This window comes from Blautia glucerasea, assembly GCF_013304385.1.
Classification (GTDB): domain Bacteria; phylum Bacillota; class Clostridia; order Lachnospirales; family Lachnospiraceae; genus Blautia_A; species Blautia_A ammoniilytica.
In genome coordinates this window covers 1-15,070 of sequence record NZ_JAAITU010000010.1, presented here as the reverse complement: position 1 = coordinate 15,070, position 15,070 = coordinate 1, and the positions used below count along the sequence as shown (strand labels likewise).

Annotated in this window: 17 protein-coding genes; 2 read left to right on the top strand and 15 right to left on the bottom strand. The window is 41.1% G+C overall.

Features of this window, described 5'->3' with window-relative positions:
• Positions 1-42 precede the first annotated feature (42 nt).
• Positions 43-645: a bifunctional phosphoserine phosphatase/homoserine phosphotransferase ThrH gene (gene thrH / locus G5B11_RS05810; protein ID WP_173727186.1), complete on the top strand. Its 603-nt coding sequence runs from the start codon at positions 43-45 to the stop codon at positions 643-645.
• A gap of 50 nt (positions 646-695) precedes the next feature.
• On the opposite strand, the gene G5B11_RS05805 is transcribed toward thrH, so the two are convergent.
• The gene (locus tag G5B11_RS05805; protein ID WP_158421356.1) at positions 696-1,337 is read right to left on the bottom strand and encodes a Crp/Fnr family transcriptional regulator; all 642 of its coding nucleotides are present in this window, start codon (positions 1,335-1,337) and stop codon (positions 696-698) included.
• Between the two features lie 187 nt (positions 1,338-1,524).
• On the opposite strand from G5B11_RS05805, the gene G5B11_RS05800 reads away from it, so the two are divergent.
• A complete protein-coding gene (locus G5B11_RS05800) occupies positions 1,525-3,315 on the top strand; it encodes a flavin reductase (RefSeq protein WP_173727185.1) in 1,791 nt (596 codons plus the stop codon).
• 82 nt (positions 3,316-3,397) lie between these two features.
• Here the strand turns inward: G5B11_RS05800 and G5B11_RS05795 are convergent, their stop codons facing one another.
• The 14 genes from G5B11_RS05795 to G5B11_RS19725 all read right to left on the bottom strand — a co-directional run bounded on the left by G5B11_RS05795 (position 3,398) and on the right by G5B11_RS19725 (position 14,905).
• Positions 3,398-3,742, bottom strand: coding sequence for a cupin domain-containing protein (locus tag G5B11_RS05795; RefSeq protein ID WP_173727184.1), 345 nt, complete (start codon positions 3,740-3,742; stop codon positions 3,398-3,400).
• Positions 3,743-3,830: 88 nt separating this feature from the next.
• Positions 3,831-4,673, bottom strand: coding sequence for an FKBP-type peptidyl-prolyl cis-trans isomerase (locus G5B11_RS05790; protein WP_173727183.1), 843 nt, complete (start codon positions 4,671-4,673; stop codon positions 3,831-3,833).
• 145 nt (positions 4,674-4,818) lie between these two features.
• Positions 4,819-5,358 (bottom strand): histidine phosphatase family protein, encoded by a 540-nt coding sequence (locus tag G5B11_RS05785; RefSeq protein ID WP_173727182.1) that lies wholly within the window; start codon positions 5,356-5,358, stop codon positions 4,819-4,821.
• Positions 5,359-5,461: 103 nt separating this feature from the next.
• Positions 5,462-5,956 carry a nitroreductase family protein gene (locus G5B11_RS05780; protein ID WP_173727181.1) on the bottom strand — a complete coding sequence of 165 codons (495 nt, stop codon included), beginning with the start codon at positions 5,954-5,956 and terminating at the stop codon, positions 5,462-5,464.
• A gap of 164 nt (positions 5,957-6,120) precedes the next feature.
• Entirely contained in the window at positions 6,121-6,786 is a 666-nt protein-coding gene (locus G5B11_RS05775; protein ID WP_173727180.1) for a Crp/Fnr family transcriptional regulator, read from the bottom strand.
• 171 nt (positions 6,787-6,957) lie between these two features.
• Positions 6,958-9,555: an SF1B family DNA helicase RecD2 gene (gene recD2, locus G5B11_RS05770; RefSeq protein WP_173727179.1), complete on the bottom strand. Its 2,598-nt coding sequence runs from the start codon at positions 9,553-9,555 to the stop codon at positions 6,958-6,960.
• A 197-nt stretch (positions 9,556-9,752) separates the two neighbouring features.
• A complete protein-coding gene (locus tag G5B11_RS05765; RefSeq protein ID WP_158421365.1) occupies positions 9,753-10,478 on the bottom strand; it encodes a hypothetical protein in 726 nt (241 codons plus the stop codon).
• Positions 10,472-11,188, bottom strand: coding sequence for an ABC transporter ATP-binding protein (locus G5B11_RS05760; protein WP_330603079.1), 717 nt, complete (start codon positions 11,186-11,188; stop codon positions 10,472-10,474). Before G5B11_RS05760 ends, G5B11_RS05765 begins: the two co-directional genes overlap by 7 nt.
• Positions 11,189-11,296: 108 nt before the next feature.
• Entirely contained in the window at positions 11,297-11,647 is a 351-nt protein-coding gene (locus G5B11_RS05755) for a GntR family transcriptional regulator (protein ID WP_158421367.1), read from the bottom strand.
• Positions 11,648-11,895: 248 nt separating this feature from the next.
• Complete coding sequence (gene bilS / locus G5B11_RS05750) at positions 11,896-12,402, bottom strand: flavodoxin family protein BilS (RefSeq protein WP_173727178.1); 507 nt, start codon at positions 12,400-12,402, stop codon at positions 11,896-11,898.
• A gap of 596 nt (positions 12,403-12,998) precedes the next feature.
• Positions 12,999-13,910 carry a CRISPR-associated endonuclease Cas3'' gene (locus tag G5B11_RS05745; RefSeq protein ID WP_173727177.1) on the bottom strand — a complete coding sequence of 304 codons (912 nt, stop codon included), beginning with the start codon at positions 13,908-13,910 and terminating at the stop codon, positions 12,999-13,001.
• Between the two features lie 30 nt (positions 13,911-13,940).
• Positions 13,941-14,135 (bottom strand): hypothetical protein, encoded by a 195-nt coding sequence (locus tag G5B11_RS05740; RefSeq protein ID WP_173727175.1) that lies wholly within the window; start codon positions 14,133-14,135, stop codon positions 13,941-13,943.
• A gap of 2 nt (positions 14,136-14,137) precedes the next feature.
• Entirely contained in the window at positions 14,138-14,578 is a 441-nt protein-coding gene (locus G5B11_RS05735; protein ID WP_173727176.1) for a hypothetical protein, read from the bottom strand.
• 150 nt (positions 14,579-14,728) lie between these two features.
• A complete protein-coding gene (locus G5B11_RS19725) occupies positions 14,729-14,905 on the bottom strand; it encodes a hypothetical protein (protein ID WP_420360620.1) in 177 nt (58 codons plus the stop codon).
• Between the last annotated feature and the right edge of the window lie 165 nt (positions 14,906-15,070).

The window sequence follows — 15,070 nt, the reverse complement described above, 5'->3', positions numbered from 1 at the left end:
GATGGGACTGACACACTACAGCCCCTTCAGAACGGAGGAAAAATGGAAATCGTATGTTTAGATCTGGAAGGTGTATTAGTACCGGAAATCTGGATCGCATTTGCCAAAGAGACCGGCATTCCAGAATTGGAGCGCACCACCAGAGATGAGCCGGATTATGATAAGCTTATGAAATATCGTATTGGGATTCTGAAAGAGCATAGCCTTGGCCTGAAAGAGATCCAGGAAACCATCGCAAAGATCGATCCGCTTCCCGGAGCAAAAGAATTTCTGGACAAGTTAAGAGAACTGACCCAGGTGATCATTATCAGTGATACTTTTTCCCAGTTTGCAGGACCTTTAATGAAAAAGCTGGGATATCCTACCATTTTCTGCAACTCTCTGGTAGTTGCCCCTGATGGTGAGATCCTTGATTTTAAAATGCGCTGCGAAAAATCAAAATATACTACTGTAAAAGCCCTTCAGTCTATCGGCTATGACACTATTGCCAGCGGAGACAGCCATAATGATCTGGGCATGATCCAGGCCAGCAAAGCAGGCTTCCTGTTTAAGAGCACAGATGCTATTAAGGCTGAATACCCGGACATTCCTGCTTTTGAGACTTATGATGAGCTTTATGATGCCATCAAAAAAGTAATCCAGTAAAAATATATAAATACGTCCTTTTAATGCTCTGTGCCAAGGAACAGGAACGCTTATTCTGTCAGCAGATGGATGATGCGCCCTTCCCTGTGCAGGATCTTCTGATCCTCCAGGCTTTTCAGCTCACGCATCATAGCACTTCTGTCCACTCCCAGATACTGGGCCAGAGTTGTATAAGACATTGATATTGTAATATCTTTTTTATGCTTTTCAGCGGCTATGCAGTTCAGATAAGCAAGAAGCTTCTTCTGTGTAGTCGATCTGGAAAGCATATAAATCCGGTTTGTCTGCTGCCCGGCATGCAGGGCAGTCATCTGAAGTAGATTGCTGACCATCTGGCTGTGATGCCAGCAGGCTTTTTCGCATCGCTTGATCACATGTTCATAATCAATAAACATTACCCGTGCCATTTTTTGGGCACGCACATAATAATGCTGTGAATCCCCGGATAATAGAAAAGGTTCCCCAAAAACACTGTCCTTCTTCAATTCATCTATAATATATTCATTCCCATCTGCGTCGCAACAGTACAAAAGCGCCTGTCCCTCCATCATCAGCCCAATCTTTTTCATAACAGAAGAATATTCCATGATGGTTTCATTATTCTGATAGGTTGTTTCCCTTGCACAGAAGCAAACCCGCATCAACTCCTGCTCCTCTGGTGAAATTTTTGTAAAAAGTGTAATATGTTCCATGATATTCCTCCCTGGTTACAGTATATCATTCTTTTTTATAAAAAAACATAGATTTTGTTGCATTTGCAACAGCTTTTTTTCCTGTTTCAGGGTATACTTTCATCATCAGGAAACATAAAAAACAGAAACTCATAAAATTTTTAAGGCACATAAATATGAATCAAGAAATAAAAGTGAGGGCAAAAGCATGAAAATCACAGATAGCATTAAATATGTTGGCGTAAATGATCATCAGGTAGATCTTTTTGAAGGACAGTATGCTGTTCCTAATGGAATGGCATATAATTCCTATGTGATCCTTGACGACAAAATTGCAGTTATGGATACTGTAGATGCTAATTTCACCCATGAATGGCTGGATCATCTTCAGCAAGTACTGAACAACCGGAAGCCTGATTACCTGATCGTCCAGCATATGGAACCGGACCACGCTGCAAATGTAGCAAATTTTCTGAAAGTTTATCCAGATACTACCGTAGTTGCAAATGCGAAAACTTTCACCATGATCAAGAACTTCTTTGACCTGGATCTGGACGGTCAGAAGCTGGAAGTGAAAAACGGAGGCACTCTTTGCCTTGGTTCTCATAATCTTACTTTTGTTTTTGCTCCTATGGTTCACTGGCCGGAAGTAATGGTAACTTATGACAGCACAGACAAGGTTCTTTTCTCGGCAGATGGCTTTGGCAAATTCGGCGCCCTGGATGTGGATGAAGACTGGGATGATGAAGCAAGAAGATATTTTATTGGAATCGTAGGCAAATATGGCCCGCAGGTTCAGTCTCTTCTGAAGGTTGCCGCAACTTTGGATATACAGGTGATCTGTCCTCTTCACGGCCCGGTTCTTTCCCAGGATCTTGGTCATTATATCAGTCTTTATGACAAATGGTCCTCCTATACCCCTGAAGAAGAAGGAATTGTGATCGCTTACACTTCTGTTTATGGTCATACCAAAAAGGCAGTTGAAATCCTGACAGACAAACTGAAAAGCAAAGGCTGTCCCAAGGTTGTGGTTTATGATCTTGCAAGAGACGACATGTCTCTGGCTCTGTCTGACGCTTTTCGCTACAGCAAACTGGTTCTTGCAACTACCACCTATAATGCCAGTGTTTATCCATTTATGCATGACTATCTTACCCGCCTGGCTGAGCATAATTTCCAGAACCGTACCGTTGGTCTGATCGAGAATGGTTCCTGGGCTCCTCTGGCAGCAAAGGTGATGAAAGAGCTTCTTTCCGGATGCAAAAAGATCAACTGGCTGGATACTACAGTAAAGATCCTGTCTGCAGTAAATCAGGAAAATATGGATCAGCTGGAAGCTATGGCAACTGAGCTTTGCAAGGAATATATTGCCCAGAATGACCAGCTTGCCAACAAAAATGACCTGACTGCTTTATTCCGTATTGGCTACGGTCTATATGTAGTTACATCCAATGACGGTAAAAAGGATAACGGCCTGATCGTCAATACTGTCACACAGCTTACAGATACCCCCAACCGTGTGGCTGTAAATATTAATAAAGAAAATTATTCCCACCATATTATCAAACAGACCGGCGTCATGAATGTAAACTGCCTGTCTGTGGATGCACCATTCTCTGTTTTCCAGCAGTTTGGATTCCAGACAGGGCGAAGCGTGGACAAATTTGCAGGACAGAAAATCTGTCGCTCAGACAATGGTCTTGTTTTCCTGGATAAATATATTAATGCTTTTATGTCCTTGAAAGTAGAGCAATACGTGGATCTTGGCACTCACGGAATGTTCATCTGTCAGGTAACTGAAGCCCGTGTTATGAGTGATCAGGATACTATGACTTATACTTATTATCAGAAACATGTAAAACCTCAGCCTGAGACAGAGGGCAAAAAAGGCTTTGTTTGTAAAGTTTGCGGCTACATCTACGAAGGAGATGAGCTTCCGGAAGACTTCATCTGTCCGCTTTGCAAGCATGGTGCAATTGATTTCGAGCCGATTGGCTGATATTTCTTCTCTACTCTATCAGAAAAGTCCCATCCGGATGGCTCCATAGCCTGACGGATGGGACTTTTCATAATGAACATGATTAATATGTAATGATAATCGCAATTACCTTCATGGGAATATCTCCGGTATTTATAAGCTTGTGGGATTCTCCATGGGCTGTTACCACCAGATCACCTTTTTCCACTGCTTTCTCAACTCCATTATCTACTGCCATACCGGTTCCTTCAGTTATAATGTAATACTCAGATTCATTAATATGGGTATGCTCTCCAATGCTTCCTCCTACCGGAATCGTCATCTGAGACAGCAGACGACAGTTCTTAAAGTCAGTACAGTCTGCAAAATTAATAAAAGAAATATCTCCTTCGCCGCCTTTTAAATTGCTCCGCACCGAAGTGGTCATATTTTCCTTCTTGTATACCATGATTTAATCCTCCTGAATTTTTGTAGTATATCGCTAAGAATGATCATAACCGTTCATCACCCTCATAGTTACGATGCCAAATACCGCATTATTTTACTTCTACTAACTCGATCCTGAAATTCAATTCTTTGCCTGCCATTTCATGATTGGCATCCAAAGTAATATTTGTCTCATCCTTTGCTGTTACTTTTACAGGAAATGGCTGGCCGTACTGATTAGACAGATATACCTGCTGGCCTACAGTCAGATCCTCTGAACCTGGAAGCTGTGCGATCTCAACTGTAAAAACAGCATCCGGATTAGGCATACCGTAAGCTTCTTCCGGCATCAGGTGTACATCTACGATCTCTCCAACTTCCATATCTGCCACTGCTGCATCAAAGCCTTTGATCATCTGGCCTGCTCCACATGTAAATTCCAAAGGTTCTCCCCGGTCATAAGAAGAATCAAACTGTGTACCATCATTAAAGGTTCCTCTGTAATGCGTTCTGCAGGTTTTTCCCACATTTTTACCTGTAATCGTCGGCTGTGAGCCACAGCTGCTGCAGCCACCACAGGAATGACCTTCTTCATGGCTTCCACAAGAATGGCCTTCCCCGTGATGATGGTCACAGTTGACACCTGCAGATGCCAGTTCGCCCTTCAGATAGCTTTCTACTGCCTGGTCAGCATCCCCGCTGGCACCTGAGCAAACTTCGATCCCCGCTTCTGCAAGAGCAGTCTGTGCTCCGCCTCCAAGGCCGCCACAGATCAGTACATTCACGCCCTGTTCTTCAAGAAGCACTGCAAGTGCCCCATGTCCTTTACCATCGGAGCTGATCACTTCACTGGATACCACTTTCTGATCCTCTGTCTCGTATACTTTAAAATTCTCTGTTTTTCCAAAATGCTGAAAAATGTTTCCGTTGTCATAAGTTACTGCAATTTTCATTTGAAACCTCCCATTTCGATGCATAGTTGTCTGTTTAGTATAGACCTTCTGCCTATGGAAAGCAAGGAAAACGTATCTGGTTTCTGCCTATGTATCTGGTTTTCTTCTGCCCTGCCCCTATTCTGCAGCGCCCGCCATAACCATATCAGAAATCGTATCTGACAACAGCACAGTTTTTCACTCCAAACGCTGCATATTCCTGATTACTCATCTCATAAAAATAGGAGTTTACCACTCGCGCAATCCCATTGTGTGCAACCAGAATATATGTCTTCCTGTCAGCTTCCTCTTGAATCTCATCCAAAAGATTGTAAATCCTCTGTGCCAGCTGTAGCATTGACTCTCCGCCTTCATATCTGCAGCAGAAATCTTCCTTGGCTTTTTTAAATGCCAGACCATCACGGGCCGTTGATTCCCATTTGCCATAATTCTGCTCCTTCAGCCTTGGCTCCATCCTTCCTGGAATACCGGTGATCTCTGAGATATGCCGGGCAGTCTCTGCTGCCCGGATCAGTGGGGAATACAGGATCTCATCAGCCTGGATGCCCTGCTTCTTAAGCATTTTCCCTGTCTCAATTGCTTGCTGATGGCCCAGTTCTGTAAGTGCTATGTCAGTAGCACCACATATTTTATTTTCTACATTCCACACAGTCTGTCCGTGCCTTACAAAATATACACAACCCATTTTCTTCTTTTGTCATCCTGTTCTTTTATTTTCTGTATAGAAATCTTTTTCCCGCTGATACGCCTCAGATCATAGAAAAAAACTTTTCACACAGCAGTTGGATTTATCGGATATAATGAACCCTGCTTTCCTCATAACGATCCTGCTGTTTTCTTTCTTCTGCCGGATAGCCACAGGGCACAATCGCAAAGGCATTCAGATTTTCCGGAAGATTCAGGATTTTTCTTACAGTTTCCATCCGGTCTGTGCCCGGTGCAATTCCCATCCATACAGCCCCAAGTCCAAGCTCATCTGCCTCTAACAGCAAGTTTTCTACAGAAGCACTCATATCAATATGGAAGTACTCCGGTGCAGCACCCTCTGACCGATAACATGGAACAAATACCACCGGTGCATCTTTTGCACATTTTGTATAAGGTGAAGCCTGTGACAGCTGCTCAATAATGTTCTTATCGCTGACAACATAATACTCCCATGGCTGCTGATTATGTGCGGATGGCGCAGCCATAGCCGCCCTTAACAGCTTCTCAATCTTTTCCTGATCTACTTCTTTATCCTGATATTTTCTGATACTCACTCTGTGAAAAATACTATTCATCTTACTTTTCCTCCATGTATAAAAATCTGTATTTTGCTGGTGTGAAAAAGCTCTTGCTGTGATCTCATTTTATCACAGAAGAGCTTTTCATGCATTATGAATAATACAAATCATGCCAAATAACCAAAATGAATATTCTCTTCCCCAATTGTTATTTCATCGTATCACCCATGCAATTCCTTATATTTCTTCAATACCCTGCTCAAACTTTCGGGAGTCATATTCAGATAGGATGCTATTTCTTTTTTGCTTACTTTATCCACAATTTCCGGATATGTTTCAACAAAATATTCATATCTTTTCAATGGATTATAGGAAAGTATCATCTTTTCATATTCAAATTCTCTTATGGAGGAAATCCCCTGCATCCGTGTACAGGCCAATGCTACGTCTACACTTTCTCTTGACAGCCGATAGATATCATCGGCTGAAGCGCTCACAATCTCACAGTCTGTTACCAGTTCAGTGGTCACAAAAGAAGTCATATTTTTGTCTATATTCATGATTCCTACCAACGGCTCACCTGGAAGGTATGCAAAGCAATGGATCTGTTTTTTCCCTTTGCGGGTATCATAGTAAGCTTTCACGATTCCGCCTGCCTTATACAGAAAATGGATCCTATCCACCTTGTCATTCTCTTTTAACAGTATTGTTTTTGCTTTCAGTTTTAATAATTCTGAATGCTCTGCCAGCTCCTGCACTGCTGTCTCTTCCCGGATCCCCATGATCCTCTGGTAAAAGATTTTAAGTTCCTGTGTTTCATTCAGTCCTTCCATCGCATCCTGATTTATTTTTGGTTTCCCGTTTACCATACTTTTGTTTCCTGTCATAAACCCTTTTCTTTCGGTACCCTCCTCACAATTTTGAGATATATAAAACATTATATAATATATTATATCGCTTTATATATCTTATAAAGATGACTGCTCACTTTTACAATGATTCTCCCCTCAGTGAGCAGTCATCTTTATTATACATTATAGACTAATAAACTGCAATTTTTATTTTTTCATTTCCCTGCTGATCCATTCCATGATCACATCCACCACATACTCCTGTTCCTCCTGCGTCAGTTCTCTTCCTTTTGGAATATGATGCCATTTTTCCAGACATCCTCTGCAGCAGGTAGCAGTTCCATGCTGGGCAACAAACACCGGATGGCCTCGCATAGGAGTCTGCCTGCCATCATTTGGCAGATCAGCCGGTGCCAGTCTTTTACTGATAAAATCAATTGCATGTTCCCGTACCTTAGCCATCCCTTTTTCTGACACATAATTCCTGTCGTTCGCCTTTAAGGAAAAACTGCTTCTGAATTTGGATTGAGAAAGGCGTTTCCACAAATCCCCTTCATAGACCGTTGGTGTCTCACATATCATGGAAGGTTGAATACCACCTTTATAAACGATCATTTTTTCTTTGGAAGTTTTATCTGCAAACTGTGCTTCTTTGGATTCCCTGCTGTTTTCCTGCAGCCGCCTGGCCAGACATGTATTCCGCCCTGCAGTGGTTTCATTTTTGATAGCATAATATACAGCTTTTTTCTCCCCCACCAGCACCAGGATCTTTTTTGCCCTGGTCACACCTGTATAAAGGAGATTTCTTTGCAGCATCACAAAATGGCTCATAGTAAACGGCATAACCACAATAGGATATTCACTTCCCTGTGCCTTGTGGATGGTTACTGCATAGGCAAGGGAAAGCTCCTCCAGTTCTGTCACATCATAAACCACTTCACGATCGTCAAACAGAACCGTCAGTTCCCGCTCTTCCATATCCACCTTGATAATGGTGCCAATATCCCCGTTAAATACTTCTTTATCGTAATCGTTACGAATCTGCATCACCTTATCTTTAAGCCGATATTGTGTCCCACCTCGCCGCAAAAAGATCCTGGAGGGATTCATAGCCTCCTGCAGCACCTGGTTTAAATGAACCGCCCCGCATTCTCCCCGCTGCATAGGTGTCAGCACCTGAATATCTGTAAATGGATCCATATGGTAATACCTGGGCAGATTCATTTTGCAATACTGGACAATGGTATCCACAACTTCCTGATTGGTTGTCTTTGAAGCAAAGAAAAAATCTGACTCCTTCCCGCCACGCATATCAATCGACTCCCCCCGGTTGATCCGATGAGCATTCATAATGATCCGGCTTCCCTGTGCCTGCCTGAAAATCTGTGTAAGACGCACCACAGGAACCCTTTGGGAAGCTATAATATCCCGAAGTACATTTCCAGCACCAACACTGGGCAGCTGATCTGTATCTCCAATCAGGATCAATGACATCTGTTCCGGCAATGCTTTTAAAAGATTGTACATCAGCATAATGTCGATCATGGAGCACTCATCCAGGATCAGCACATCTCCCTCAAGAGGGTGCTCCTCATTCTTCTGATACCCTTCCGGCGGTTTATATTCTAACAGCCTGTGAATGGTCTTTGCCTCCATGCCGGCAGCCTCGCTCATTCTTTTTGCAGCTCGTCCTGTAGGTGCAGCCAGAATGATCTTACAGCCAGCCTGTTGATATGCTGAAATGATCCCCAGTGTTGTAGTGGTCTTGCCTGTGCCTGGCCCTCCTGTCAGCACCATTACTTTAGAAGAAATCGCCGTTTTAACTGCCAGCCATTGGGTCTCATCATAGGTGATTTTTGATGCATCCGCCACCTTGGATAAAATCCGTTCCGGATCTTCTCGCTTTGCGGCATCAGCCTTCATCAGATGGATCAGTCTTCTGGCACATCCGCTTTCAGCAAAATAATACGGCGGCAAATAGATAGCTTCCTGTTCCTCTGCCTGGTCCCGGATCACATCGTTGGTACGCAGCATTTCATCCAAAGTGATCTCCAGCTCCGGTTCTTCTACCTCCAGAAGTTCTCCTGCTTTGCTGATCAGCTGCTCTCTTGTCGCATAGCAATGCCCTGTCTCTGCCAGCTTATTAAGAGTGTAAAAAATACCGCTGCGCAGACGGACAAATTTCCCCTTATCAATACCCATCTTCTGTGCAATGGAATCTGCTGTTTTAAACCCGATCCCCCAGATATCGTCAGCCAGGCGATATGGATTTTCTTTTACAATGGCGATGCTTTCACTTCCGTAGGTTTTAAAAATCTTTGTGGCATGAGAAGTGCTCACTTCATGGCTTTGAAGAAACAGCATAATGTTCTTGATCTCTTTCTGTTCTTGCCAGCTTGTTGTGATCCTGTCTACACGCACTTTCCCAATCCCTGGTATTTTCAGCAATTCCTCTGGTGTGTCCTCAATCACATTTAAAGTTTCTTTTCCGAATGTTTCAACGATCTTTTTTGCGAACTTTGGGCCAACCCCTTTCACCAGTCCGGAACCAAGATATTTCTCAATCCCGTAAACCGTTGCCGGAAGTGTTTCTTCAAATTTTTCTACAGAAAACTGTCTCCCATATCTGGCATCCACTTTCCACATACCTTCCAGTGAAAGAACCGAACCTACGTGAGTATCCGGCATAGCGCCAACCACTGTAACCAGATCACTGTAATCCTTCACTGCACATTTCAGCACTGTATAGCCGTTATTTTCATTCTGATATGTAATTCTCTCCACCACGCAGCGCAGATGCTCCATCTCATACCTCTTTTCTACACATCATTTCTGTCTCAGCTCAAGTATACATAAAAGCCCTTTCCATGATTCTGATTTTATCACAGAAAGAGCTTAACTGATATTACTTTTACTAATTTTGCTTTTACTTTGCTTTTACTGAATGTACTGATATTTCTTTTGCTGATTTCTTTTATTGATTTTTTATGAATTTACTTTTTCTATACGCTTAGCTTCTTATCCATAATCCAGCCGCTGATCAGATAAAAAATCGCAGCAGCCAGGAAAGATACCGCTATATCAAGAGCAAAGGTAAGTTCTATACTATTCAGTTCCGGAAGCATATCCATACCCATTCCCAGAATGGTGGTCAGGATAATGAAAATAATAAAGGCTATGATTCCACTAGCCTTCTTACCAGCAAGCACACTGGCAGATAAGATCACAGCTAAATCCGCACTTACAATACATGTGATCCAGCCGGCCAAAGCTGAGAAGAAGTTAAAAGCGATCATCCAGGGATCAATGGATATATTCATATTCATATCCAGGAACCTGTACAACATATCCCAAAGTTCTTTATAATTGCCTACGGCTATATCAATCACTGCCAGAACTGCAAAAAATACTCCTGTCAGCAAAATAGAAATTCCATTTTCCAAAATCTTGGCTCCAAGGATCTGATAACTGCTCCTTGGGGTAAGAAACAACATATAGCTTTGTTTCGTGTTCAGATCCCGCTGCAAAACATTTATGCTTTCCAGACCAATGTACAGGATTCCGGCGGTAGCACATAAGGTCAGCAACATAATCCCTATAAAAAGCAGGTTGTCTTTCTTCAAAAAAACGCCCAGTAAATATACAATTTCCACAACCATGGTAATGCATAATAAAATCAATTTTGAAAATGCGGTTTTACGAAATTCATATTTCATCAACTTCAACATACTGCCTCTCCTCCATGTCCATAAATTTCACGATACAGATCAGCTACAGATTTGTGCTGGCTGATACGTAATTCTTCTACCATACACTGCCGGATCAGATGCCCCTCCTTCATAAAAAGCACAGCGTCTGCCACACGCTCCAGTTCATCGATCAGGTGGCTGGAAATCACCATCGTCACATCCGGTTCAATGGACGCCAGAATCGTTCTCATAATCTCATCTCTTGCCAGAAGATCAATACCGTTCAATGGTTCATCCAACAGATAAATTTTCGCCTTTCTAGCCATAGTCACTGCTATTTTCAGCTTCGCCATCATACCGGAAGAAAGCTTTTTGGCTCTCATATCTTCGGTAAGTTCCATACTGGTAATCAGTTGATGATATTTTTCCATAGAAAAATCATCAAAGAAATCCTCATAATATTTTCCCACATCTGCTACCGTCATCCAGCTGTAAAAGTAGGGTTCTGTGGACATATAGGCGATCTCTTTCTTGCTCTCGATGCCTATAGGCTGATTCTGGTAAAGAATCCCACCACTATTTGGCTTCACAAGTCCTGCTGCCATCTTCATCCAGGTGGTTTTCCCACTTCCGTTAGGACCCAGCATGGCATATACAAACCCTGCCTCCAGTTCCAAGGATACATGATCCACAGCAGTTTTTCTTCCATATGTTTTTGTTGCTTCTCTGCTTTCCAAAACCATTTTCATATTCTCCTCATCATTATTTTAACCGTGTCAAGTAAGCCCCTGTGGGGTTGCGAATATCCACTTGACTCCAAAAATGTCCAAACATTCATACTGCAAGATGCGCCGGTTTCATTTTTCATTTTCCAGAAAGGTGATAGCCTCATGCCTGGAATACCCAAGCTGCTCCATTCCCTCCAGAAAATCCCGTATTAAAGTGCCTGCCATCTCTTTCTTAAGCATATCTATCTTCGCTGAATCTTCTGTAACAAAGGTTCCCATGCCTCGTCTGGTAAAGCATACACCCTCACTTTCCAGTTCTTTATACACTCGACTGACTGTGTTAGGGTTGATAGTATATTCCACCGCCAGGTCACGTACAGATGGAAGCTTCGCTCCCGGGGGAAGCTTGCCTGTTACAATGTCCCGCTTGATCGCATTGGCTGTCTGAAGATAGATGGGCAATGTGGGATTATATTCCATAATATCCTCCTTGTGTATCGCTGTTATAGTTAGATAGTACACTATGTCATTATGATTGTCAAGTCTTTTATATTTGTTTTTTATATTTGTTTTTTATATCTGTTTTTTATATCTGTTTTTTACACCGGCATCTTTGCAAGTCGCATCCTCGCGGAGCGTTTTTGCGTAATAGGAACATTACGAAGTAATCTCCTATTACATAAAAAAAGCCCTTTGAGAAAAGGATTTCTCCCCTCTCAAAGAGCAAGTCATTCTTTTGTAATGGCTGTTTGCAGACCTTGCAGATCATCCATGTCAGGATGAGACAACGCACGGTCAAAATTGTCAATCAGCATATCAAGATTCGCCGGATGCTCCGGTTTCTCTTTCATCCTCAGATAACGTTCCCTCACAGACTGTGGCATTTTCCCCTGACACATATATTCTCCGACAACAACATTGCTTGAATCAATGGACTGCCTGATTTGTCCCAGAATCTTCTGAAAATATACATCACTTCCACCAAAACCAGCTGTACCAAAAAGAAAAATCTTTTTATTTTTTAATTTGGATAACAATTCCAAAGTTTTATGATCCGCATTCCCTTTGTCTGTCCAAAATCCTACATACAGCAACTTTGATTGAGGTACCTGAGCTTCAATCGCGCCAAAATAATCACACTCATTCTTAGGCAGTGTTTCATGAATTACATCCGCAAGCTTCTTCGTATTACCTGTTAAGCTGCTGAATACTATCGAATAACTCTCTCTCTTCAAACCTTATCATCTCCTTCTGAAAATGGCGTTACAACATATGAACAGTATTTTCAAACGCAACTATTCACAGTAGGTAAATATATTCTTACAGCAACTGTAAGTGTTATTTATCTCGCTTCCGTGCTATGCTTCTATTATGATACCAGGGTAGGATTGTGAGAGCACATAGCACGAAACAATGCATAGGTATCATAGCCTTGGGCTTTTGCCATCAAAATCTTATTATAATGCTAGAAGAACTTAATGTGAAGCCTATTTTATATATTGAAAATCTAACTAAAATCTATGGCAAGGCACCCAGCTTAACTGTATTGCAACCGTCATCCGGCCTACAGACGGCAGTATCCAAATAAATAGACACAGTCTGCAGGCACTCAAGGGAAAAGCCCTTGCCGAATACCGTGGGAAAACATTAGGATATTTGTTCCAAAACTTTGAGCTGCACTTTTATCTGCTGTCTGCATCGAAATACTGAAATTTAATCTGTAAGAAAATCTATTTATTCTTGCGACCCGATTCTGGCATTCTCCAAGTATCTGTTCAGGCATCAGCAACGATGCTGCAAATCTTATAATACTTTAGCGTAAGAATATGAATTACTTCTTGAATTTATATTTTCCTTTTCCGTAACCGGATACTGGTTCAATAATATCTGCCTGCACCAAATTAGAAAGAAGTTTTGAAGCTCCAGAACTTTTCAGTTCAAGAATCTCCATAACTGCACTTCTTCCAAATACTTCATCAAATCCAAACTTTGCAAAAAGTCTATGGATGTTAACTGTTGTTTTTACTGTAAAATTGTTGCATTTGCCTGAAAATATGTTTTCTACATTCACTTTTAAGGCTCGAATGTCCACTTTTTGATCTCGAATATCCACTTTTCGGTTTTGAATGTCCACTTTTTGATCTCGAATGTCCACTTTTCGATCTCGAATGTCCACTTTTTCTTCATTTAAAAGTCTACTTATGTGAAGGTTTCGATTGAGAAGTTCATTTTTTTCGTTTAAAAGTAGATTTCTAAGAAACACTTCCAGATATTCTGTTGTTTCGTGAATACCTTTCGAAAAATCCAAATTTTTTGTTGGATCAAACACAATTGGATCCGTATGAAGCTTTGGAATCTGTATTTCATTTTTATAATTCTCAAAATCACAGATTTTTTTATTGCATCTTCCGCATAAACTATTACCGATGGCAGTATTTCCATAATCCGGAAGTCCGGCATGATGTCCAGCAATACAGTAACTTAAAATAGAATAGTAACCTCCCTTTTCATTGCAGACTTTCGCACCTGCAGTTGAGTGATCCACTCTTTCACTTGTATCATTCTGAATTTTTCTTTGAAATTCTTTGGAATATTTTCCAAGATCATGTAGTATTCCGCAGCAATAACCCCATTCTTTCTTCCCAAACTTTTCTGCAAAAGATCCTTCCAATTCTGCTGTACCATATAAGTGTTCTTTTACTGTCTGTACTCTTTCACCGTCTTTATGCGCTATATACTCCATATAAACAACACCTCCAATTCAAAAGAGGAGTTAAAATAAAAGTTGAAGCCCCATTGCGATAATCCACATATATGCACAAGTTTTTGGTATCATTAGTAATAAGGTGTTTCCTTTTGAAAATATAAAAAACAACACTGCGGCAACCAAATCAAAGATCAGATATGCCGCATCAAATATTGCCTCCATAACATCGGGCATCTGTGGTTTGTAATTATTCTCTCTCATTATTAATCCTGCTCCGCTTCTATCAGTTGATTGTAAAACAAATAGTTTCTGGTAAAAATAACTCCTGCTAATGCTAAAGCGAAGCCCAGTCCAGAATAAAAAAATGTAATAAACATCTCTGGAAATATACCTACTGCTCGAAATCCGATCCCGCCACTCATCATACAGGTCATAATTAAATATACTTTTAGATCAAAGAAATTCCAAAATGGCCGGTACTCTTCACATCCCAGGATTCGTCTTGTATATTTCTGACTCATTTTGAAGAACATTAAGCCCAAAAGAATAAATACCAATATTGATATAAAATATAAATACCACTTTCTTTCAATATTCAAGTAGGATAATACTCCTAATCTGGCAACATTAAAACCAGCTATCATCCACACGATTCCGGCAATCAGAAGCAATGTTTTCCTCTTTACACAAAATCTAGCTTTCATCCACTCTCTCCTTATATTTCCTCAAATACTCCTCTGCATTATTGCAAATCTTATTGAAAACCTTGATACACATATGCGTTTCTTCTTCTGTCAATCCGCTTAAAACATTTTGTGCAAACTGTTTTTGTACGTTTATTCCTGCTTCCACAATTAATTCTGCCTTATCCAGCAAAACAATCTCAATATGTTTTTTATTGTCTTCACTTTGTATTCTTTCAATAAATCCTTCAATTTTTTTAACGAAGTTGAAACATGTGATTTGGTTGATTTTCTAATCTTTACTATTTCTGCTGCAGTATTATGCTGCGGATTATTATGCAGGAACATAAGTATATCATATTCCATCCGAGTTAACCCATACTGGTCACATATCCGGCTGGAAAGCAATTCATAATAGCTTGTAATTGTTTTATGCTTATCCCAGAAATACATCTCGCCCTCCCTATATAGTCAAGTCTTTTTTCCTTGAAAATCAAGGAATTTCTAATGTTT